This window comes from Clostridium lentum, assembly GCF_014287815.1.
Taxonomy (GTDB): Bacteria; Bacillota; Clostridia; order Clostridiales; family Clostridiaceae; genus Clostridium; species Clostridium lentum.
Window position 1 is genome coordinate 24,793 of sequence record NZ_JACOOQ010000008.1, and the last position, 25,579, is coordinate 50,371.

Genomic DNA, 25,579 nt, shown 5'->3' on the forward strand with positions numbered 1-25,579 from the left:
CTAAAATGTTCTCGACTTTCTTTATTATAGTTAAGTTGATGATTTTTGTCAATATTTATCGAAAGCATCTAGTAGAGTTAATTATGGCAATTATGGTTACTCCTACATCTGCAAATACTGCTGTCCACATATTAGCTATGCCAAATGTTCCAAGTACCATAACTAATATCTTTATTCCCAGTGCAAAAACTATATTTTGCCATAATATTTTATTAGTTTTCTTTGACACATTTATTGCATCTACTAAAGCATTTATATCATCTTTCATTAATACTATATCTGCTGCTTCAATAGCTGCATCTGATCCAATCCCTCCCATAGCAATACCTATATCTGCTCTTGCAAGTACAGGTGCATCATTTACTCCATCACCTACAAAAGCAAGTTTACCATTCTTATTAGATCTTTTCATAATTTCTTCTACTTCTTTTACTTTATCTAATGGTAGTAACTCTGAATGAACTTCATCAATATTAATCTTTTCTCCAACCTTGTATGCCGTCTTTTTATTATCACCTGTAAGCATTACTGTCTTTTTAACTCCAGCTTTCTTTAGATTTATTAAAGCTTCAACTGCATTCTCCTTAATCTTATCTGAAATCACTATACTACCTTTAAATTCTCCATTTATAGCACAATATACTACTGTTCCTATTGAATCTACTTCATTATATAAAATGTTAAATTCATTCATTAACTTTGAATTCCCTACAAGCACTTCTTCATTATTTATTACAGCTTTTATTCCACGTCCTGATATTTCTTTATACTCTTTTATAACTTCCTTATCTATTTCTTTACCATATTCTTTTATGATAGAAATAGCTATTGGATGATTAGAAAAACTTTCAGCCATAGCTGCTACTTCAATAAGTTTTTCTTTATCAATGCCATTAGTATTTATTTCTGTAACACTAAATACTCCTTCTGTTAAAGTACCAGTTTTATCAAATACAACAGTTTCTAAATCTTTTAATAGTTCTAAATAGTTACTACCTTTAACTAGTACACCTTTTTTTGAAGCTCCACCTATACCTGCAAAGAAGCCTAAAGGCACTGAAACAACTAAAGCACATGGACAAGAAACAACAAGAAATACCAATGATCTATAAAGCCAAGTTGAAAATAAAGCATCTTTTATAAATATTGAAGGAATCACAGCAATTAATATTGCTAAAACTACTACTATAGGTGTATAAACTTTGGCAAATTTAGTAATAAACTTTTCTGTATCAGCTTTTTTACTTGCTGCATTCTCTACCATCTCTAATATTCTTGAAACTGTAGATTCACCAAACTTTTTAGTTACTTTTACCTTTAATAAACCACTAGTATTTATTCCACCTGATAATATTTCATCATTAGGCACTATTTTTCTTGGAACTGATTCTCCTGTAAGTGCAGAAGTATCAATAAAACTTTCCCCTTCAATAACAACACCATCTAAAGGAACTTTTTCTCCTGGTTTAACTAAAATCACATCTTCAACCTTCACTGTTTCAGGTGATACTTTTTTTTCTTTTCCATTTATAATAATATTTGCATAATCAGCTCTTATATCCATAAGTGATGATATAGAACTTCTAGATTTATTAACAGCATACCCTTGAATAGTTTCTCCTATTTCATAAAATAACATTACTGCTACAGCTTCTGGATATTGATTGATAGTAAATGCTCCTATAGTTGCCACAGTCATTAAAAAGTTTTCATCAAATACCTGTCCTTTGGCTATATTCTTAATTGCTGTAAGAACAACTTCTCCACCTATTAATAAATAACTAGCTCCAAATAATATTAATCCTAAGGTTCCTTGGAAATCACCAATTACAGCAATTAAATATAATATTGTACCAATTATAAGGGTTGGTTTTACTTCAAATTTTGCCCTTTGTACATTTGTTTTTCCAGAGACCTTTTTTTCTACTTTAACATGAGGTTCTAATGCTTCAACTATCTTTTTAATTTCATTTATGGCATGCTCTTCCTTAACTTTTCTTTCTAGCTTTACATTTAATGTTGTAGTTGTAAAATTTAAATTACTTTCTTTTACTCCTTCCATCTTGCCAACTTTTTCTTCAATCTTTCTTGCACAATTAGCACAATTTAATCCTTCCAAAGTCAATTGCAATTCTTCTTTATTTCCCATAACCATACTCCCTTTTACTCGCTTATATGATTTAATCCAGCATCATATATGTGTTTTATATGCTCATCATCTAATGAATAATAAACTACTTTTCCCTTTCTCCTAAACTTAACTAATCTAGCCGACTTTAATACTCTAAGTTGATGTGAAATAGCTGATTGTGTCATATTTAAAAGACAAGATAAATCACATACACACATTTCTGATTCAAATAGTGCACATATTATCTTTATCCTTGTAGTATCTCCAAATACTTTAAAAAGTTCTGCTAAATCATATAGTGTTTCTTCTGCTGGTAATTTATCCTTAACTCTTACTACAATATCTTCATGAATTATATTTACATTACAATTTTCAATTTTTCTTTCATTATTTTCCATAATTGCACCTCTTTTTTCATATGAATAATTGTTCATATGTTTATATTTATATATTATGCTTGTTACCTTCTATTGTCAACAATTTTATATATTTTTTAAAAAAATTGTTACTACTAGTATTCCCTTTTAAAATAATGATTAAAAAATTATTATATATTAATAAGGAAGCCCATAAACTTCTGGGCTTCCTTATTACTTATTTTGAACTTTTTTATACAAAACTATTATTTTTAACAATTGTATAATTACTGTAGGCATAATTGCACAAAATATTAATAACAAATACTGATTACCCCTTAATGACACAACATTAAAAACTTGCTTTAAAGGTGGCATAAACAAAACTATACTTAATAAAAGCACTCCTATGCAAAATGCAAATATAGTATATATATTTGTAGTAATTCCTAATTTAAAAATAGATTTATTTCCTCTGCAATTAAATCCATGAAATAATCTTGCAAGACATAATGTTGAAAATGCCATGGTAGATGCCGCTTTAGGATTTAAATGAGGGTTTCCACCATAAAAAGATATTATAGTAAAAATAGATATTATAATACCTTCAAATGCTACTATTTTTAATAATTCTTTATTTAAAATACTTTCATTTCTACCTCTTGGTTTCTCCATCAATAAATTACCATTACTTTTTTCCATTCCAATAGCTATAGCTGGCATACTATCAGTTAATAAATTTATAAATAATAGGTGTACTGCTGCAAAAGGCATAGGCAAATTAATTATAGCTGAATATAGAACAGCTATTATGGCTGAAAGATTTCCTGATAATAAAAACTTTATAGAATTTTTGATATTGTTATATATATTTCTACCATTTTCAACTGCCTTAACTATGGTTGAAAAATTATCATCTGTTAGTATTACAGAGGCTGCATCCTTGGATACTTCTGTTCCTGTTATGCCCATTGCCACTCCTATATCTGCTTGCTTTAGTGCAGGAGCATCATTAACTCCATCACCTGTCATTGCTACAATTTCTCCTAGTGCCTGCCAAGCTCTAACAATTCTAATTTTATGTTCCGGAGAAACTCTGGCATAAACAGCTATATTTTTCACTTTATCTTTTAACTGTTCATCATTTAATTTATCAATTTCAAGTCCTTCAATAGCTATATCACCTTTTGACATTATACCAATTTCCTTAGCAATAGCCACTGCTGTAACTTTATTATCACCTGTGATCATAACTGGTTTAATTCCTGCCATTATACATTTATAAACAGCATCTTTACTTTCTAATCTTGGTGGATCTATCATAGAAATAAGCCCTGTAAATACATAATCATTTTCATCTTCCTTTGTTATTTCTTCTCTATCTTGCAATTCTTTATAAGCAAAGGCTAAAATCCTAAGCCCCTGTTCTGATAATTGCTTATTTACAAGTATTATTTTCTTTCTTTCTTCATCACTTAACCTTCTTACACCATCAGAAGTAGTCAAATAATTAACTTTATTAATTAATGCATCTAACGCACCTTTAGTAAATAATACGCTCTTATTATTTACTATATTTACCGTACTCATTAGTTTCCTATCTGAATCAAAAGGTATTTCAGAAATTCGCTGATACTTTTCACGTATAACCAGTTCATCTAAATGAAGTTCTTCGCCTAAATTTACTAAAGCAACTTCTGTAGGGTCACCAATTTCTTTACCCTCTACTGTTACTGAATCATTGCAAAGAAGGGCATTATTAATTAAGAATGTATGTGCTAAATTATCTTTTTTAAGCTCTCGTCCTTCAATAAGCTTATTATCTACATAAACCTTTTGTACAGTCATCTTATTTTGTGTAAGTGTTCCTGTCTTATCGGAACATATTACTGAAACTGCTCCTAATCCTTCAACTGCTTTTAAATCTTTAATTATGGCATTTTCTTTTGCCATTTTTTCTGTTCCTAAAGCTAATACAATCGTTACTATTGAGCTTAGCGCTTCTGGAATTGCCGCCACAGCCAATGCTACAGCAAACATCAATGCATTTAATATACTTTCATTTCTGTATATTTCTAAAACAAATACTATAATACATATGGTAATTATTATTATAGCTAACTTTCCACTAAACTTATCTAATGACTTTTGCAATGGTGTTTCTTTTGCTTTAGTATTTTCCATTAAATTTGCTATATTTCCCAACTCTGAATCCATACCAGTGGCAGTTACTACAGCTATTGCTCGTCCATAAGTTACTAATGTTCCTCCAAAGACCATATTTTTTCGTTCACTTAATGGTATTTCCCCATCACTAAGTACCTCTACACTTTTTTCAACAGCTAAAGATTCTCCTGTAAGAGAGCTTTCATTTACTTGCAATGAATGATTTTCTATTATTCTACCATCTGCTGCAATAAGATCCCCTGCCTCTAAAAACAAAATATCTCCTGGCACAATATCTTTAGATAATATCTCCTGCTTCACTCCATTTCTTATAACTCTGCATTTTGCTGCTGTAAGTGATTTTAATGCTTCTAATGATTGCTCTGCCTTAAAATATTGAACAGTACCGAGAATTGCATTTAAAAGTATTACTATGAAAATGACTAAAGTACTTTCAACATTATCGGTAATTATAGATATAATTCCAGCAACTATTAATATGCCTACCAATAAATCCTTAAATTGATTAAGGAATACTTTTAAAATGCCTTTTCTCTTTTTTTCTTTTAAAGCATTATTACCGAAGCTTTCCATTCTTTTTTCTACTTCCTTATCTGATAGCCCCTTTTCCGTAGTTTGAAATTCTTTTAATATAGTTTCACTATCTTTAGCATATAACTTTTCCATATAATCCCTCCATTCATTTATTAAATAATATTTTTAGATAAATAAAAAAGACCTTTAATATAATTCTTATTTTTTAAGAATTATATTAAAAGTCTCGTTACCATTAGGTGGCTTATAGCACCAGGCAATGCCGGGATTGTTGATGCTATAATTTAAACTACTCCCTTTTAAAATCATAAATATTTTGTGCTTATGTTATTTTTAAAATTATATGTGTATCATTACTATATTATTCTAAAACTATTTCAGGAATTTCAGTTATAGCTGTTTCTATATCCTTATTTCTTACCTTAAATGTATTAATATAATTGACTTCATAATTTCCTCTAATGGTATTTTTTATAAAGGTAACAGGATTTTCATATCCTTTATCATTAGAAACAATATAAAATTCACATCCACTTAAGGGATACCTAGATATCATAACTCCTAAAAAGGCTATAAGGCATTTCCCCATATCATTATCTTCATCAACTACACATTCTTCAAACCAATACTTTATTTGCTTTTCCTTTAGTTTATTCATTAAATATCCATCTATCTTATGGGCATTTGGAGATATAAAAAAATGTACTTCATCTCCTTTTCTAGCATTATACAGCTCTATAAAATCATCATTAAATTCATTTTCACAATCCACTAAAAAAATCTTACTCATTAATTTACTTCCCTCTATTCTACACTTTTTATGACTTTATTTTCCATAATATTATTTTTAATCTTAGATTAATTATATCTCTTCATAAACTTTCCATACATCATAGGTATCTTCACCTCTATATTGTGTATATATAAGATCTTTTTCTTTTGGATTACTATATACTGTTAAACTCTGAATAAAAGAATAACTATCCTTAATATCACTTTTCACTAAATTTTCACTCCCACCATAACTACTTATTCTTCCTGACCTTTCAAAGCCTTCTGGTAAAGCTTTTACCGAACTATCAAAATAATAAACATTATCATTTACATCCACATATGGTAGTATTATGCCCTCATCATTTAATGCTACTTTATAGGAACTATCTTTACCTAAATAAAACTTCGTTCCTTTAGAATCCTTCATAACTACTGAACCTGATGGCAAATATTTTTCTACAGTGGCTCCCTTTTCAACATATTCATCAACATTATATTTATTTTTAATATTATCTTCATTTACTTCAGTATTTCCACAGGAAACAAAAGACATTGCTGATATTCCTATAACTGCTGCTAATATAACCTTTTTCATTATTTCTCCTCCATTTACCTCTTACTTATATGTATATAATACCATATCTCTATATTTTTTACATATATTTCCTCTATTTTTACTTCTTATTTATATATTGAATACTAAGATAGATTTTGATATAATTCATTAACGTAGGGAATGAAGTTCTCCCTTGATTAATATCAAAACTGCGTAATAGCTGATGACTTCTACAACTTTTTTTGTTGTGGAATTCATTAGCTTTTTTTATTATTTTAAACTGGAGGTTTCTTATGTTAACTAAAATTATACTAATTATTTTAAGCTTAATTTTAATAGGATTCTTAGCACATTTTAGCGGAAAGCTAGCTGAAAAATTAAAATTACCTTCTCTTATAGGCATGATTCTTATTGGAATGATTATAGGTCCTTCTTTTCTTAATCTTGTGCCAAAAGCAACTTTAAATATAGCTCCTACATTAAAGGATATTGCCTTAGTTACTGTACTTTTCATTGGCGGACTTGGCATAAGCTTAAAGCAAATGAAGCAAATTGGACGCCCTGCAATATTATTAAGTGTTGTTCCTGCCACATTAGAAGGATTGACCATTGCTTTTTTAGCAACCATATTTTTAAAATTCACCTTTGTACAAGGTGCCATACTTGGATTTATTATTGCAGCTGTAAGTCCAGCTGTTTTAGTTCCTTCCATGGTAGATTTGATAAATAGAAAAATAGGACAGGATAAAGCTATTCCTCAAATGCTTTTAGTTGGAGCATCTGCTGATGACACTGTAGCCATAACACTGTTTACTACTTTTATCAGCATTTATTTTGCAGGTATAAATGGTGAATCTGTTTCTATTATTAATGAACTTATTTCTATTCCTTTAACTATTATTATCAGTATTTTTATTGGCTGGATTTTATCATTAGCCACTAAAGCCTTATTAAAAAATATTAATTCACAAAACATAAGAGTATTATCCACATTTTCTCTTTGTCTTTTAATAAGATTTGTGGAAAACTATTTTCATTTAGGAGGTTTTAATTCATTATTAACAATTATGATTTATGGTTTCTTTTTAAGAACATATTTAGGTGATACTGCTAAGAATATACAAGATAAAATTAATGTTGTATGGAAGTACGGCAAACTATATCTCTTTGCTTTTGTAGGAATGGCCATAAACCCTACTTTAGTAGGTGAATATATCTGGATTGGAGTTATTATGCTTATGATTTCCTTAAGTATTCGCTCCATAGGTGTCCTTATTTCATTGATAGGTACAAATTTAAGTATAAAAGAAAGAATCTTTTGTGTAGTAGCTTATCTTCCTAAAGCAACTGTTCAATCTGCCAAAGCTGGTATTCCACTACAAATGGGTATAGCTGGTGGAGAAATAATGCAAGCTTTAGCCATATTAAGCGTATTAATTACAGCTCCTATAGGCGCCATTGGAATAAAACTTACTTCACCTAGATTTTTATCTCAAGGTTATTCTGGAGAATTATCAGCTTAATAAATAAAATAAGATATGGTCATAGAAAAATCTATGTCCATATCCTATTTCTTATTCTCATATTCTTTTCTAAGCTGCTTTACTTCTTCTAATGATAAATCACATTTTTTTGCAATCATTTGGTCATTTAATACATCTAGTAAATTTCTTGCTATTTCTCTTTGTTTTTCAATTTTTCCTTCTTCAATTCCTTCATTAAATATCTTTTGCCCTAATGGTGACATACGTATCTTCCTTCCTAATTCATCACTAATTTCAATATTAAATTTTAATGCCAATGATAATAAAATAGTTTGACATTGGTTTTTCACATCTTTATCACTAATATCTGTACTTAACTCTAGTGCAGACTCTATTACTTTATCTTTACTAATTTTACTATCCATTAATGAAGTAAATTCTAACCATGCAATATCAGTTAATGTAAGTTCTTTTCATAAAACTAATTTTTCTTAGAATTATTGTTGCTATATTTTCTAATAATTATAGTTAATAATTTAATATTAATGCTATTTTTAATTCTTTAATTAACAAAATCATTGCTATTATCAATAAAATAATAAAGAAGATGGTATATTCTTATAATCTAAAATTACACCAACTATTATGGCTACTATAATTCCTTCGCAAACAAAATTCTTAATTGTTTTTATCATAAAATCCTAATCCCCTTCTGTAATCTTTAGATTTATATTTAATTATAAATCCATTTTTATCCCATAATCCCTAAGCCATTCTTTTCTTACTTCATAATCAGCCATTACAGAAGAAACTAAATCCCAAAACTCTTGTGAATGATTCATATAATACATATGACACATCTCATGAACAATTATATAATCAAGAGCTGTAGATTTAGCCATTACACATCTCCAATTAAATAAAAGTTCATTATTAGAAGTGCAACTAGCCCATCTTTTCTTTTGTTCTTTAACCTTTATGGCACTTGGCTTTTTATTGAAGAACTTCTGATAATATTTAATTCTTTTCTTTACCTGTTCATCAGTTTTTTCCCTATACCAAGCTTCCATGGCTTTTTTTATTAATTCATCATTCTTTTCTTTAACATAAACATGAAATTTTCCTCTAAATAATTTAACACTTGATCCATTCTGTAAATTTTCATCTACATGAATTTGTAGAGAGTAATTTCTTCCTAAATACATAAAAGATTCTCCATTAACAAATTCTCTATTAACTCTTTTACTTTCAATATTTCTAAATTCAAAAAGTTTTTGAATTATCCAAGCTCCTTTTGATTTAACAGCTCCTTTGATCTCTTGCTCACTAGTACCTACTGGAGCCACCACATTAATACTCTTAGGTGGCTCAACAGAAATACTCATTGTTTTTCTATTCTTAAATTCAACATTGAATTCTATATTTTTAGTTCCGTACTTAACACTGTACTTCATATTTTTATCGCCTCTTTAATTTAATACATCAAAATGTATCTTAGCTAAATTTAATAATGGTTCCATTATCTTTTCCCTAACATCTCTAGGAATTCTCTTAGCATACTTCTTAATTATCATAAGCTTAATAGCTCTTTGAATATCATTAGTTTTACTTTGATTAGTTACCCAATCAATAACATAATTATCTTTAACTACAGCTTTGACATCTTTCGCTATTTCCTTGGAAATTTCCATTGTTTCATCGCTAATATATGTTGCCTCTTCTTCTTTAAGTTTAAATTCATTTGCATCATCTTCTAAATACTTTCTAATAACTTCAAAGAAAGCAAACTCCTTTTCATCAAGTCCTAAATCATTAGCTTTATTAGAAGCTCCTGTTTCAACATCATTTTTAATAAACTCTTCTAGTTGCTTCTTTCTTGCAATCCAGTCATTTTTAGTTTCATCCAAAATTCTTTGAAGTCTTTCAAATAAGGATTCATAGTAAACTGGATTCTCTTTTATTTTTACATTAATAATATGCTTTATAGCATGTTCCATAGCTGATGCTTGTGCTTCATCTGATTTTAGAGTATTTACTTTGGCTTTAAAATTATCTTCAAATAAAGTTATAGGTTCAATCCATCCCCTAACTCCAAGAGATTTTAAGTGATTTTCAATTATTTCTCTTACCTTTTCACCACAATCTGAAATATCTATAGAATCACTTGGATTGAACTTAGCTTTTGCAGCAGCTCTAATATAAGAAAGCCATCTTAAATCATTTAAAATATCTGTATCTACATGAGCAGGTAATAAACTTTCTACTGCTCCAGAAAACTTTTTGTACATAAGCTCAAATTCCGCCCTTTTATCATCTGGTTCAATTTTATTAACTAACTCATCTAAATTGTTTTTATTTATACCTCTGAACATAGACATTATAGCCTCTCTATAAGAAAGCATTTCATTATATAAATCATCTAATGATTCCATAGGCTTACCTAAATCTTCTTTATCAAAAATAGCTAATGCTTCTTCTAAGAAGTTGGAAATACCATAATAATCAACAACATATCCACATTGTTTTATAATGTTTTCTTTTGTGGTCTTTCCACTTTCTAAAGTTACCTCTACTTCTCTAGTACAAGTTCTATTAACTCTAGCTATAGCTTGAAGTAATGTGTGCTCCTTAAGTGGTCTATCTATATACATAACTTGCTCAATTGGAGCATCAAAACCAGTTAAAAGCATATCCTTTACTATTAAGAAACAAAGTTTATCTTTATTTATAGGTTGCTTAAATCTATTAATTAGATTTTCTTGCTCTGTTTTAGTAGTAAAATGCTTCTTTAAGTGTGGTAAATCATTATTATCTCCTGAGAATATTATTTTAGCTTCAAAATCTTGACCTAATATTTCAGGCATATGTTTGTTTAAGGCCTCATAATACTTAACACAAGCATCTCTTGATACACATACTATTTGAGCCTTAAATCCATTAGGAAGTATTTGATCCTTATAATGATTAAGTAAATCTACTACTATATCATTAATTCTGTCTTCACTTTCAACTACAGTTTTTTTAGTTCCATACTTAGCCTTTATAGCTTCCTTTTCCTCTTCAGTTCTATCGCTAAAAGCTTGGTCAAATAACTCTTCTAAAGAATCTCCTACTACTTGTAAATCTGGTCTTCTTCCTTCATAAACAATTTTAACTGTAGCTCCATCTTCAACTGCACTTTTAATAGAATACTTATCTATATACCCACCAAAGGTTCTTGGTGTTGATTTATCTTCTTTATCTATTGGAGTACCTGTAAATCCTATAAAGACAGCATTGGGTAATGCAGTTCTCATATTAGCTGCCGTATCTTTATATTGACTTCTATGAGCCTCATCAGATAGTACAATAACATTTTGTTTTGTACTTAAAAGAGGATAATCTATAGCATATTTTTGTTTAATCTTTTTACCTTCAAATAATACTTCTCTTTCTTCAGTTTCATTTTGGAACTTCTGTATTGTTGTCATTATTATTTGTGGTTGTGGATTAGATAATAGCTTCTTCATAATATCAATTTTATCTGCTCTAACCGGAGTAGTTATTTTAGATAAAGTTCTATCAAAAGTAGCATAAATTTGCTTATCTAAATCTATTCTATCTGTAACTACAACTATCGTAGAATCAGTTAATCCTGTAGTTCTCTTAATTTTTCTAGCTAAGAAAACCATAGTTAAAGATTTACCTGAACCTTGAGTATGCCAAACAACTCCACCTCTAGTAAGCTTATCTTTTCCATTAACAATTCTATCTATAGCTTTATTAACAGCTCTAAACTGTTGATATCTACAGACTTTTTTAATAACAGTTCCATTATCAGCTTCAAAAACAATAAAATTTCTCATTAAATCAAGCAAATTTTTCTTTTCTAAAAATCCTTGAATAAAAACATTTTGTCCACAATCTTTGTAGTTTTCTATTTCTTCTTTTTTAAATGGATATGGGTCCTTCCATTGAGAATAATGATTATATTTTGAACTTATTGTTCCAACATAAGCATTATATCTATTTAAAATTCCAGTAAAGAAGTTAGTATAAAATAATCTTGGAGCTCCTTCACCTAAAGCTTCATCTCTAACATTCATATATCTTCTTAATTGTTCAAAAGCTTGTTTTTTTCCAATGCTCTCATTATTTCCTTTTTCTAAGAAAGGAGATTTAGCTTCTAAAACAACTACAGGAATACCATTTATGAAAATAACTATATCAAGGAAAATAGATTTTCCACTTAAAGTTTGAACTTCAAATTGACGAACAACTAAAAAGTCATTGTTATCAACATTATCCCAATCTATAAAATGAACTGTATGATGCTTCTTTTGACCATCCCCATGTAAATCCTGCTCTACAGTAAAAGTTAAATCTACAAGAGCATCATAAATCTTTTCGTTTATCTCTAATAAACCTGTTCCTAAACTATCAGCTCTACTAATATATCTTATTGCTCTATCTAAATTATCTTCATTCATCCAAGGATTAAGCTTTCTTAATGAAGCTTTTAATCTTTTAGATAATACAACATCAGCTAAAGAGTCTCTTTCTCCACTTATAGAAGTTAATTCTTTTCCATGAATAAAGTTATAGCCTAATTTATTCTCTAAATATTCAATTGCTGGTAGCTCTACTAAGGTTTCTTCATTTCCTAAGTACGACATGCCAATCCCCCTAATTTCTATTGCTTTTTTTCAAATTTAATGTATAATTTAATTATAATTGCATATGTAATAAATAGTGCATATTTTATTGGTGATTTCGCTAATAAAATATAGTACTTTTTACTGATCGTTATAAAGGGTCCTAATTTAGGTAAGTGAATGTTCCTTGCTTAAATTAGGGCTCTTTAATTTATTTGTAATACTTTATCCAGTCATAAATTCTTATTAATCGCTTTAAATTTGTTCTATCACTCTGTTTCCCTTCTGTACTTAATAACTTTGGATATTCTGTTAATATATACTGTAAAAATTCACTCAATTCTTCTATAAATATTTTATCTTTATTAAGTAGAGGTATATATTCTAAACACCTCATATCACCATAATCTTTTCTTAAATCTTTTATAGTAAACTCTCCTAAATTTAAACTCTCTCTTCTTTCCTTTAATGTTTTATTTAAAAAATCATCAAATTCTGTTTTTATTGACTGGCTTACTATACTAGGTAAAACTCCATTAAATTCTTTAATATATTTGTATATTGGAATGCTTTTACTATGCTGTTTAAGCAAATTAGGTAGACTTGTTTCAACTATCATTTGTGGATTTATATCCTTATGATTAAATACTATATCATTATAAATTTCTTCTGCACTAAATGTTTCATATCCCTTTTTACCTAATTCTGAAAGTATACCAACACCTAATACAACTTCAATATCTTCTAATTTATCATCTTCTGTTAATCCTACAACTTTCATTTTCTCTGTTGCTTCATTAGTTAAAACTAATTCATATATATCTTGTTTAAGTTTTCTTAATATGGGAGCAGAATATTTAGCTTTATTTTCTAGCATAGCTTCATATAATGCTTCAAATCTATTTAATTTAATTTTAGTCATTTCAATTACTTTTCCATCATCAAAGCTCAATGTATGAGATGATATTTCACTTTCATCATTAGAACTCCATTCAATGAATATTAATCTTTTCTTTAACTTTTTTAAATTTTCTTTAGATAAGCATCTAACTATAGATTTTAATATATTTCTAATATTTTCATCTTCTATAGAGTACCCCATAAATACTATTGGATGTTCTAAAAATAGAGTAAGTATCTTAGATGCTAAGTATGCATTTTTATCATCAAACTCTTTATAGTCCTCTTCATTTATTACTATTGAAGATGGATTTGTACAACATCCATGTATTTTATATATTTCACCAACACCTTGTAGTTGTGAAAAAATTAATTCTTCTTGTCCTATATATGTTTTATATCCTAGTAAAATATTTTCTAATAACAAATCATAATTAGTAGTTATAACCCCTGCAATACTCTTTTTACCAACTTTTTTTAATAACTCAAGTTCACTTTTTTGATCTTCTACAAAATTTAAACTATTATCCTTTATATATTTTGCTATTTCTATCTTAATAGGTGATACTTTATTTTTAATATCATCTCTATATTCTTCTCTTACTTCTTTGAATTTATCATCAATAAACCATTTCTTTGAAAAATCATTTCCTATTAACTCAGCAATTTTTTGATATAATCCAACTTGAATTGTAGACGACTCAGCCATACTATTGTACATTTCAAATATCTTTTATTTTATTTTTCATAAAAATTTCTCCTATAAATAAAGTTATTATCTCAATTATATACTATTTTAAAAACTATTAATCTTCTATTTAATATTAAAAAGCCACAGATTTGTCTGTGACTCTTTCATATTAAATAAAATATAAACAATTTGTATCTATGTTACTTGGTATTAAATCTCTATTTCCATAAGTCGAACTTAAATCTGCATAATATGTTGTTATAGGTAATCTTACCTTGCTTATTGCACCAACATGCATAAAAGTTAATTTATATGCATCTTCAACAATTTTTTCTATATCTAAAGAACCAAATACCCTTCTTATTCTTATTGGTTGAGCCATGCCCATTCCTTCGTATGGTTTAGTTGTACAAATAAATGCTGAATCATCTTTATAATAGCATCTTCCCATAACTGTTTTCCACTGCTTATCATCCGATATTGTTGCTATTCTTCTATTAATACCTTTAGTTATTTCAATATAATCAAATTCTATTCCTAAATTATTCATAGTATTTTTTAAGTTTTCAAGTTCTTCTCTACTTATTCCATCTCTATGAAAAGTAATATGCTTAGGTCTACATCCATATGCATTTTCGTATGAACCTACAGCTTCAAAAACTATCTCTTTTAATGTTTCCAACTTTATCTTTTCACCACTTTGTGATGCTGAAATAACTTTTGTTTTTAATACTTTACCATCCTTGCCTACAACCTGAATAACTCCTGCTTTATTAACTTTATTTTCTCTACTTACATCTAAACCTATAAAACAATCTGAATTTAGCTTTTCTTTTAAAATCCAAGGTTGTATACCACTTTTAGCATAAATACCTAATAATATATTAAAAAAAATACTATCTTTATTCTTTTCATTATAACTAAGAGTATCAAATCCAATACACTGTGTTGGAATCTCATTTCCACCACTAAATGTTTTCTTTATTATATTGTAATATTTACTTAGATTTTCTTCACTTAAAATAACTATAGTGGTTTCATTGTAATTAGACGCTATTTTCTTTAATTCATAACTGAATATATCTTCATTATCAATTTTTATTTCTTTAAAATTAACCTTATCCTTAAGCTTTACCCTATCTAATTTTACTCCTAACATATTAGAAAAACATTCAAGCTCATCACAAAACTTTATCACCTTTTTTAAATTTATGTTATTTTTAGCTAATATCGGATCTATAAAATATTTTATTTCAATTGTTTTATTTTCATAAACTCCAAAATTTTTAAGACCATATAAAGGATACTTTTGAGCTCTAGAGTTTCCAAATAATAAATCTGGATGTTGTAAATCCTTAAGCTTGTATCCAATATTACCACACAACATATTTATCTTTTCTACATTTATATGCTCACTATTTTTAACTATATTTATAACTTCACTAACCATAAACTGCATCTTTTCATTTGTTTTTTGCTTAACTCTATTATTAAAATCTTTAAGTACATTTTGTGGTAAATTCTCAAATCTACATACTTTCTTTAATCTACTTGGTATGTAAGGAAATATACTATTTTTATTGTTTTTTACTAATACAGCTTTCATATCTTTTGGTAGCTTATTTACTATATAACCTTGATTTTTGTTTTCATAATAATCTATTATAGAACATCCCATATATTCATTAGCTTCACTTATAGTAAATGGAGCTATGCCAACATATTCATAAGTTAAATTATAAAAATAATCTTTAACCTTATCTCCTATTTTTACATTATCATTCTTTATCTCACACTCTAGTGTATTTATATATTCAAAAATATGTTTTGCATCAAAGCCTATAATAATCTCATTATTACAATTTATATTAATGTCAAAATTAAAATATCTATCTATCTTTATTCCTTTTTCATAATATACTGGTTTGTTAATATAAATTGAATTTTTAATAACCTTATATTTTTCTTTATCTATACTATCTTTTATTTCTTTTAATAGTAATCTTTCCAATATCTTTTTTTCATTACTATCTAAAGTTATAATTCTCTTCTCTACATCAATATATTTCTCACTACCCCAATTTTGTATTTCAATAAATGAAGCAATATATTGTTCATAGAAAATTATAGTAGGATTGTTATTTAGCTTAATTAATTCCTTAACTATATCATAATTTTCATTATGTTTATTTTCAAAATCCCTTACTCTCATTTTATAAATATAAATTTCAATATTATTTGCATTAATACTATTCTTAAATTCAGTTATTACATTAAACTCTCTCATTAAATATCCTCTCTTTATGTTGTCTTATATATTTATAAATTTCTTTTATACTGTAACTCTTATCATTCCTGTTAATAATTGTTGCATTAAACCTTTTTTAAGTTCTTCTAACTTTTGTTTCTTATTTTTATATTGTCCTATCTTTTCATCGACTTCCATTAATATTGATGCTATCTTTACTTGTTCTATATCACTTGGAACTGGAATTAAAAACTCTTTTATTCTTGTTAAAGCTAACTTCGGTTGTGCACTCTTAGTTTGCTCTGCTTCAATTATACTTTGTACAATATTAGATTGTAATACCTTCATCAAATACAACTTGTTTATTTGTATATTACATAGTTTATCTGCATTTTCCGTTAAGTTTGCTCCATCCAATTCATATGGAACTTGCCCCACTATACCTAATGTACCTGCAACTGATATAAATAAATCATCTTTTGAAATTTTATAATTTTTAATCTTATCAACAATATCCTTAGGTACATATTTAATGTCATCTTGTCTTATCCCCCCCATATACATATCAGCCACTCTTATATACGGGAAAGCATTATCTTCATCTTCTAATTGATATCCCTTAGGAAGTCTTTTTCCACCTTTAACTTCACATATATCTCCAATCTTTTTAACATCCCACTCCTCAGGAATTTCTCCAATCTCAGTGTTCTTAAACTTTGTATGTCCAATTCCTTTAGTAAATAAAGTTTGCATTAAACCCTTTTTTAATTCTTTATTTTTTTCAATAAGAGCGTCAACATTATCAATTTGCTCATCTACAGTTGAAAGAATTAAAGCTATTTTTTCTTGTTCATCAATATGTGGTATAGGTAATTTTAGTCCCTTTAAATCATTACTATTTATTGCTTCAAATGTACTTCCCTGAGATGCCTTTTTTAGTTGATTATTATATTTTTGAATAGCATAATAAAGATATTTATAATTACTACTACTTGTTGCTCTAATTGCTCCTAATCCTCTACCAATACATGCCTCTATATTATTTATATTTACATCTCCAACTGGAGCCCTTACAGAAATTAAAATATCTAATGGCTTAGAAATTTTAGTTGGATTATTACACCATTTTTTTACTACTGGATTAATTCTTCCAAATTCAGTTTTTCCTTGAAAGAAAGCCACTCCATCTTCTGTATCATTATAACTTGATGAATCAGGTGATTGACCCATCACTATTTCTGCAACTTCACTAAGTTTCATTATATTCCAATCACTTGGTATCTCACCTAATTCAGTTATCTTATATCCATCTCTAACCTTCTTCACTAAATCACCACCTTACAGTACATTAAATCCAAGTTCTTTTAAATATCCGCTAAGCTTCTCTTTAGTTTCAGCTTCTTTCTTTTCGAGCTCAGCAATTTCTCCTAAAACCTTTTGGATATCAACTTGCTCTTCTTCTTCAGTAGTATCAACATATCTACTTATATTTAAATTACAATCATTTTCTTTAATAGTTTCAATATCCACAACAGTTGCATACTTTTCCACATCTTCAAAAGCATCAAATGTGGATACTATTTTTTCTATATCCTCATCTCTAAGCTTATTCTTATTTCCATCTTTAACAAAATCATTGCTACCATCAATAAATAAAATCTTACCTTTTCTTTCTTCTGACTTAGCCTTGTTAAGAACTAATATAGCAGCAGGTATACCTGTTCCATAGAAAATATTTGATGGAACTCCAATTACAGCTTCTATTAAATCATCATTAATAAAGCCTTTTCTTATCTTACCTTCAGCAGAACCTCTAAATAAAACTCCATGTGGAACAACTGATGCCATCTTACCTTTCATATTTAAACTAGATAACATATGCTCAACAAAAGCTAAATCTCCATAAGACTTTGGTGGGATTCCATAACTAAATCTATGGAAAGCATCATGTTCTGCTTCTTCTACTCCCCAGTTCTTTAAAGAAAATGGTGGATTAGCAAGTACCTTATCGAATACCTTTAATGCTCCACCTTCTGTATGCTTAGGTTCTCTTATAGTATCACCCTTTTGAATATCTGCTCCTTTAGCTCCATGGAATAACATATTCATCTTACATATTGCCCATGTAGAAAGATTTATTTCTTGACCAAAAAGACTTAAATTCTTAGGATTTCCACCATGCTTTTTAACGTACTCTATACTTTGAATAAGCATACCACCAGAACCACAAGTTGGGTCATAAATTCTATCCCCTTCTTGAGGCTTTAAGATATTAGTAAGAATCTTAACTACTTCTGTAGGAGTATAGAATTCTCCACCTTTCTTACCACCTTGGTCTGCAAATTGTTTAATTAAATACTGATAAGCATCTCCAAGCATATCTTCTGATTCCAAATTTGAATTAGCTAAATTAATGCTATTAAATAATATTAAAAGTTGAGATAATTTCTTATCTGGAACCTTTTCTTTATCATTGTAGTTAGTTGTACTTAAAACACTAACAAGTTCTGAATTTTTAGGCTCATCTTCTATTGCTTTAAATGCCTTATCTAATTCAGGTCCTATATTTAAAGTTAAATCTTTAAGCTTTGACCATCTTGCTTGTTCTGGAACAAAGAAAGTTTCATAAATACTAGCATCTTCTAAAAGTTCTTCTATTTCATCTTCTTCAAGACCATCTTCTAGGAACTCTTTTTTTCTAGCTTCTCTTTCTTCATCAAATTCATCATTTAATCTCTTTAAAAATAACATTCCAAATATATAATCTTTGTACTCTGCACCACTTAATTCTCCTCTAAGAATATCAGCACATTGCCAAAGTGTTGATTCTAACTCTTGTAACGTAAGCTTTGCCATTATAATTGTCTCCTATCTACTACATTTTTTATAGTATTAATTCTATCATAAAATAAAAGTAAAAATATAATATTATAATTTATGTTATGTTAATTTAACTTTTGTATTACCATAAAAAACGGAAGCTAAATATAGCTTCCGTAATCAACATTTTCATTTAAATCATTTAATAGATGTTTAATTTCTTGATCCTTGTTTTTATCCATTACCAAAATAACATCACCAGCATCAACTATCACTAAATCCTTGACGCCAAAACCTATGATTAAATTTTTATCACCAAAGATAGAGCAATTTTCACATTCCTGTACATATACATTTTTACTTATTTCATTTCCACTACACTTATTTAAATATCTACTTAAGGCATTAAAAGTACCGATATCATCCCAATAAAAATTGCCTTTAATGACATATGCTTTTCTTGTCTTTTGCATAATTCCAAAATCAATAGATATTCCATCAATTAAATTATATTGTTCTTTAATGACTTCTTCTTCATCATCTTCTCCTATGTGTACATATATCTCCATCAATGATTTATATATCTTAGGTAGATATTTTTCCATCTCTCTTAAAATAACATCAGCTCTAAAAACAAATATGCCTGAATTCCAAAGATAAGTTTCTTTAAGCAAGAAATCCTTAGCTACTTCAATATTAGGTTTTTCTGTAAATCTAGATATCTTGTAAGCACCAGCTGATGACTGGAGCCTGTCCCCCATTTCTATATAACCATATCCTGTTTCAGGTCTTGTAGGTGTAATTCCTATAGTTACTATTCCCCTACGTCTATTGGCCAATTCAATAGCCTCTAATAAAGTGTCTGTATACTCCTTTTCACCCTTTATATGATGATCAGAAGGTAACACCACCATTACTGCATTATTATCCTTTTTCAATAATTTCACTGCTGATAACCCAATGCATGTAGCAGTTTCCTTATTTGAAGGTTCTGTGAATATATTGTCAGAATTAATATATGATAACTCTTTTTTTATTTTATCTAAATAATCAGTATTAGTTACCACATAGATATTATCCTTATTAATTAAGGGAGTAATTCTTTCAACTGTATTTTCTAAAAAACTTTTGTTATTTATAACTTTTAAAAATTGCTTCGGTTTATTCATTCTTGATAAAGGATATAACCTAGTGCCTTTTCCCCCTGCTAAAATTAGCGCGTATATCACACACTTCAACTCCATGTAATGCTATATTTCATTATATGAGGTCTTTTTATCAATTGTGAAATTATAATATCATTTCATTCTTTTATGTGAACTACTCTGTTATTGCAAAAATTAAATATTATTGATCAATACAATTAACAGTACAGATTAAATTCTTATATATTTATAGAATATTACCATGCCTATTTAAGTTATATTAAACTTTATTCGATATTTATTTCATAATGCTTATTGGCTTTAACTAAAGAAAAAATCACTTTAATCAATAAATTAAATAAAGGAGCTACTTATGAATACAAAAGAAATATTGCAAAAACAAAATGCTCGTAATACACTGAGTAAAAAAAATAAAAACAAATTATTAGCTGTTTTTTTATCTGGGGGATTAGTTAGCTGCACTATAGGTGCACAAGTTGTATCTGCTCAATCAATTGATACTTTCTCTTATGAAAATTATAAAAATTCAATAAATGCAAAAAAAATCCCTGGATTGACTAAAAAAACTATTACATTTAATATGGCTCATCCTACTGACTTAGTTATCGATAATATAGATTTATCAGGTTTAACAGTATCTGAGTTAATGGTTTATGCTAAAAGAATAGATCCAAGTAAATTAAGAATAACTCAAAATTCTATTACTATCCCTAAAGAAGAAATATTAGCATTAAAATTTACTCCTAATAGACTTTATAATACATCAATAAATTTTACAGATGGCTCTTATGCATCAGGATATATCTTTATTAATATAATAAATGATCCATCTATACCACCTAACACTGATTCTGATAGTGGTTCTTCTAAACCTGAAGAAGATTCAAGTGGTAAAGATGATATAACAAATAAACCAGAGCAAAAGCCTGATGATAATGATAATACAGATACACCTAATAATCCAGATGATAATAAAAATGATACTGAAACTAATCCTGATCAAGGTAGTAGCGATAATAATAAACCTAATGGAGATACTGAAAACACTCATATTCCTACAATAAACAGAGAGAATTTTGTTTTCAATAGAGATGATGCTAAAGATTTGGTTATACAAAATGTAGACTTAAATGGATTAACTATAACTGATATATATATGTATGGCGCTAAAATGGACGTAAACAAAGTAAAAGTTGTTGATAATTCTATAGTAATATCTAAAGAAGCTATTTTTGATTTAGGATTTAAAAATGGTACTTACTATTTAGCTTTCCATTTCTCTAATGGAGCAATTATATCAAATTATGTATCTATTACTATAACTGATTCTGATAATGTTGCTAATGTTAAGCCTCCACAAGTTAATGAAAACATTGGAGCAATTACTCCACCACCTAACAGCAATCCTGACAACAACAACAACAACAATAATAACAATAATAATAATAATAATAATAATAATGAAACTCCTAATCCTGATAATAACTCAGGAAATGATAGTATTGCTAAACCACCAACATCTGATGATAAAGTTGAAATCATACAACCAGAAGTAGAAAAACAAACTATAGTATTCAATAGAGATAATGCTACTGATGTTGTTATAAAAAATGTAGACTTTAAAGGATTAACTTTAACTGAATTTTATATATATGGAAGAAAAATAGATATAAATAAATTAAAAATAACTGAAAACTCCATAACTATCCCTAAAGAAGTTATTTTTGATTTATATTTAAAAAATAGTACTTATTATACATCTGCTATATTCTCTAACGGCACATATGTTTCAGGTGTTGCAGCAATTCAAATAGTAGATAATGATATCCTTAATCCAGGGAATAAAGATGAATATACTGATGATACTATTAGACAGCCAAACATGATAACTCAAAATTTTGAGTTTGATTTATCTAATCCAATGGGAATTGAAATAACTCATGTTAACTTTGATGGAACTAAACTTAAAAATATTACAATAGGTAATAAAATTTTAAATTCATCAAAATTCTCTACAACTGATAATTCAATAATTATATCTGCTGATGTATTAAAATCATTAAACCTAGATGTAAATACTCATCAAATTGTATTTACTTTTTCAAATGGTGTTACTCTATCTGGATATTCAGATTTAATTGTTATTAATTCTACAAATATAACTACTAAACCAATGATAAATGTTAATGCAAATACTAATGGAGAAATAGAAATTCCTAATTTAATTCCTGAAGGTTCTAAAATTACTTCTATTACTATTAATAATAAAATTTTAGATGTTATTTATAGAGATAATAATTCTTATTTAAGAACTGGATATACTTATAGAAATTCTAAACATAGTGTGTATATTGAAAATAATAAACTATTTATTCCTATTGAAACTTTATCTTATATAAGTTCTAATTCTAATAATTATAAAATTAACATTAGATTAGATGATGGCTCTTCTATATCTCAAGAAATATACATAAAATCTAACAACAACGGTAATAATAGTAATACTAACAACAATATCAATAGTAATAATAGTAATACTAACAGCAATATCAATAGTAATAATAGTAGCAGCAACACTAATGGAAATGATAATACAAATAACAATATTAGTTCTAATACTTCTAATAACAAATATACATCTACTGTTATTAATACTTCTAGTAGTAAAAGTTCAAATATTACATATGCAAATAATACTATAAATACTAATACTACTAATGAACTCAATAAGAATATAAATGAAATTAAAAATGATGTTGATACAAATACACCTGAAAGTATTACCTCTTCAGCTAATGCTACAACTTCATCAAATATAGATAAATCTGTTAATGATACTGTTATACCTTCCAGTATTGAATCTTCATCTACTATAAATTCAAAGAAATCATTTATTCCTAAATTTATAGCTATATGTACAGGTTTATTTGTTGCAATATTAGCTATATTATCAGGGCTTAAATTTACTAAAAAAAATAATTAAAAAATAAAAAAATTATCTTATTCCTATAGTTCATTAATTATAGGATAAGATAATTTTTTATTTTTCATAAATAATTTTTATTAAAACTTAAAATTAGTACACTCTATTCATATATTTTTTATATTATATGGTTGTAATTCATATTTAAGTTCTTTTTGATCAAATTTTTCAAATGGTATATAAAATTCAGGAATTCCTGTAACATAAGGTGCAATTTCATAAACATTAAAGTATATTACAACGTTGCCTGAACTTACATAGAATCCTTGCTTTTCACTAATACCTTTAAAGCCATCCTTCCCAGTAAAGTACTTATCCTTATCAAATTGTATAGCATTAGCAATTTCTAAATTAATTACATTCTTATACTCATATCCACCTTTAAACAAATCGCTTAATTTAAGTTCTTTACCAGTTATGTTATCCACATTATACGAAAGCCTAGTTGTTATTCCATGAGCCCCTCCTGTAAACTGATAATAATCTATATAAAAGCTAGTTATATTCTGACTATTAGTAACCTTATATCGACTATAAAGTTGATATGGACCGATTGGTGGAGGTACTAATCCCTTAAAGTATTCATCAGAAATCTTTTTCACATCATTTATCCAATCTTCTGTCCACTTTATAATATTATTATTTAGTTTATCTATATTAGGGTTACTATCAATGTTTTCTATTGCTGGAATAATTACATCAATAATAAGATAATCATTTTCACTCTTATACTTTTTATCCACAACTTTATACTTTTCTGCATAATTATTTAATACACAATCTATCAACACCCCCTGTGGATAACTTGTTAATAAAAATAAAACTCCACAAGTCAGTAAAATAGCCTTTTTTAGACATTTCATGTAACTTTCACCCCTTATCTTTCGATACTTTTCTAATCTTTTTTATTATTATCTACAAATCTCTAAATAATTATTAACATATATATCAACAAGTTTACCACAACTTATCCACAAGCATCTGTGGATTATGTGCGTAACTTCCAATTTTTTATATATAAACAATGATTTTACTATTTAAAACTTTCTTTAATTTACTTATATTTATCAGTAAAATTATCCACAGAATTATCCACATTTTATAATTTTCGGTGGATAAATTCATATATTAGAAAGTCTCTGGTAATTACTAAACTTTATTAATAATTTCTATCTTTCCTTCTCTGCTGTATGCTAAAAATTTATAACACGTTTCGCTCAAAGTTATAGTTATTTACACACTATCTTAATTCTTAACTTTCTTAATGTTCTTACTAAATAAAAGGACTGAGCTTCTGCTCAATCCTTTTACTCTTCGTCTACTTCTTTAGTTTTTCCTGAATCTACAATAAGATTATTAAGACCTTTAAGCTCTCTTACTGTAAGATCTCTCCATTGACCTTTTTTAAGTTCGCCAAGATTTATATTCATTATTCTAATTCTTTTAAGCTTAGTAACATTATATCCAAGTACTTCACACATTCTTCTTATTTGTCTGTTTAAGCCTTGTGTAAGTATTATTCTAAATGTATTAGGACCTTCTTTTTTCACATAGCACTTTTTAGTTACTTGACCTAATATTTTTACACCGTTTCTCATCTTTTTAACAAACTCATCATTAATAGGTTTATCTACCTTAACTATATATTCTTTTTCATGGTTATTTCCAGCTCTTAATATTTTATTGACTATATCCCCATCATTAGTTAATATAATTAATCCTTCAGAGTCCTTATCCAATCTACCTACAGGAAATATTCTTTTTTCATGATTAACAAAATCAACAATATTTCCGCGTACCTTATGCTCTGTAGTACATGTTATTCCTACCGGCTTATTTAATACTATATAAATCATTTCCTCAACTTTGCTTATAAGCTTACCATTTACCTTTACTTTTTGGCCCTTTTGTACCTTAGTTCCCATAACTGCTTTCACTCCATCAACAGTAACTTTGCCACTTTCTATAAACTTATCAGCTTCTCTTCTTGAGCAAAATCCTGATTCACTTATATATTTATTAAGCCTTATGCTCTCTCCTCTATCATTATGTACTATTATTGGATCTTTCTTTTTATTTGATTTCATATGAACCTTCCTTTAGTTTAATTGTAAA

At 27.7% G+C, this 25,579-nt stretch carries 17 protein-coding genes and 1 riboswitch; of the genes, 2 read left to right on the forward strand and 15 right to left on the reverse strand.

Annotated elements, in window-relative coordinates; translation table 11 throughout:
- Positions 1–55 precede the first annotated feature (55 nt).
- The 5 genes from H8R92_RS06085 to H8R92_RS06105 all read right to left on the reverse strand — a co-directional run bounded on the left by H8R92_RS06085 (position 56) and on the right by H8R92_RS06105 (position 6,577).
- Positions 56–2,149 (reverse strand): heavy metal translocating P-type ATPase, encoded by a 2,094-nt coding sequence (locus H8R92_RS06085; RefSeq protein ID WP_186834971.1) that lies wholly within the window; start codon positions 2,147–2,149, stop codon positions 56–58.
- A 14-nt stretch (positions 2,150–2,163) separates the two neighbouring features.
- Positions 2,164–2,529 (reverse strand): ArsR/SmtB family transcription factor, encoded by a 366-nt coding sequence (locus H8R92_RS06090; RefSeq protein WP_186835012.1) that lies wholly within the window; start codon positions 2,527–2,529, stop codon positions 2,164–2,166.
- A gap of 192 nt (positions 2,530–2,721) precedes the next feature.
- Positions 2,722–5,340, reverse strand: coding sequence for a calcium-translocating P-type ATPase, PMCA-type (locus tag H8R92_RS06095; protein WP_186834972.1), 2,619 nt, complete (start codon positions 5,338–5,340; stop codon positions 2,722–2,724).
- Positions 5,341–5,569: 229 nt separating this feature from the next.
- Positions 5,570–5,998 carry a PIN domain-containing protein gene (locus tag H8R92_RS06100; RefSeq protein WP_022212070.1) on the reverse strand — a complete coding sequence of 143 codons (429 nt, stop codon included), beginning with the start codon at positions 5,996–5,998 and terminating at the stop codon, positions 5,570–5,572.
- 72 nt (positions 5,999–6,070) lie between these two features.
- Positions 6,071–6,577 carry a hypothetical protein gene (locus H8R92_RS06105; protein ID WP_186834973.1) on the reverse strand — a complete coding sequence of 169 codons (507 nt, stop codon included), beginning with the start codon at positions 6,575–6,577 and terminating at the stop codon, positions 6,071–6,073.
- 128 nt (positions 6,578–6,705) lie between these two features.
- Positions 6,706–6,778: riboswitch (Fluoride riboswitch) on the forward strand.
- Between the two features lie 53 nt (positions 6,779–6,831).
- Here H8R92_RS06105 and H8R92_RS06110 point away from each other — a divergent pair.
- Entirely contained in the window at positions 6,832–8,061 is a 1,230-nt protein-coding gene (locus tag H8R92_RS06110) for a cation:proton antiporter domain-containing protein (protein WP_022212068.1), read from the forward strand.
- A gap of 44 nt (positions 8,062–8,105) precedes the next feature.
- Here the strand turns inward: H8R92_RS06110 and H8R92_RS06115 are convergent, their stop codons facing one another.
- The 8 genes from H8R92_RS06115 to H8R92_RS06150 form a co-directional block, all read right to left on the reverse strand.
- Positions 8,106–8,447, reverse strand: a complete 342-nt coding sequence (locus tag H8R92_RS06115; protein WP_186834974.1) for an RpnC/YadD family protein — start codon at positions 8,445–8,447, stop codon at positions 8,106–8,108.
- A gap of 312 nt (positions 8,448–8,759) precedes the next feature.
- Complete coding sequence (locus H8R92_RS06120; protein ID WP_186834975.1) at positions 8,760–9,476, reverse strand: M48 family metallopeptidase; 717 nt, start codon at positions 9,474–9,476, stop codon at positions 8,760–8,762.
- Between the two features lie 15 nt (positions 9,477–9,491).
- Positions 9,492–12,677, reverse strand: a complete 3,186-nt coding sequence (locus H8R92_RS06125; RefSeq protein WP_186834976.1) for a type I restriction endonuclease subunit R — start codon at positions 12,675–12,677, stop codon at positions 9,492–9,494.
- 190 nt (positions 12,678–12,867) lie between these two features.
- Positions 12,868–14,265: an SIR2 family protein gene (locus H8R92_RS06130; RefSeq protein ID WP_186834977.1), complete on the reverse strand. Its 1,398-nt coding sequence runs from the start codon at positions 14,263–14,265 to the stop codon at positions 12,868–12,870.
- Positions 14,266–14,416: 151 nt separating this feature from the next.
- Positions 14,417–16,534 carry a Piwi domain-containing protein gene (locus tag H8R92_RS06135; protein ID WP_186834978.1) on the reverse strand — a complete coding sequence of 706 codons (2,118 nt, stop codon included), beginning with the start codon at positions 16,532–16,534 and terminating at the stop codon, positions 14,417–14,419.
- A gap of 45 nt (positions 16,535–16,579) precedes the next feature.
- A complete protein-coding gene (locus H8R92_RS13485) occupies positions 16,580–17,821 on the reverse strand; it encodes a restriction endonuclease subunit S (protein ID WP_186834979.1) in 1,242 nt (413 codons plus the stop codon).
- A gap of 12 nt (positions 17,822–17,833) precedes the next feature.
- A complete protein-coding gene (locus tag H8R92_RS06145; protein ID WP_186834980.1) occupies positions 17,834–19,351 on the reverse strand; it encodes a type I restriction-modification system subunit M in 1,518 nt (505 codons plus the stop codon).
- Positions 19,352–19,476: 125 nt separating this feature from the next.
- On the reverse strand, positions 19,477–20,544 hold the full coding sequence (locus H8R92_RS06150; RefSeq protein WP_186834981.1) for a mannose-1-phosphate guanylyltransferase: 1,068 nt from the start codon (positions 20,542–20,544) through the stop codon (positions 19,477–19,479).
- Positions 20,545–20,833: 289 nt separating this feature from the next.
- Between H8R92_RS06150 and H8R92_RS06155 the strand changes: the two genes are divergently transcribed.
- Positions 20,834–23,464, forward strand: coding sequence for a hypothetical protein (locus tag H8R92_RS06155; RefSeq protein WP_186834982.1), 2,631 nt, complete (start codon positions 20,834–20,836; stop codon positions 23,462–23,464).
- A 107-nt stretch (positions 23,465–23,571) separates the two neighbouring features.
- On the opposite strand, the gene H8R92_RS06160 is transcribed toward H8R92_RS06155, so the two are convergent.
- Together H8R92_RS06160 and rluF are read right to left on the reverse strand one after the other, a co-directional pair.
- The gene (locus H8R92_RS06160) at positions 23,572–24,327 is read right to left on the reverse strand and encodes a DUF3298 and DUF4163 domain-containing protein (RefSeq protein ID WP_186834983.1); all 756 of its coding nucleotides are present in this window, start codon (positions 24,325–24,327) and stop codon (positions 23,572–23,574) included.
- 444 nt (positions 24,328–24,771) lie between these two features.
- A complete protein-coding gene (gene rluF / locus H8R92_RS06165; protein ID WP_022212057.1) occupies positions 24,772–25,551 on the reverse strand; it encodes a 23S rRNA pseudouridine(2604) synthase RluF in 780 nt (259 codons plus the stop codon).
- Between the last annotated feature and the right edge of the window lie 28 nt (positions 25,552–25,579).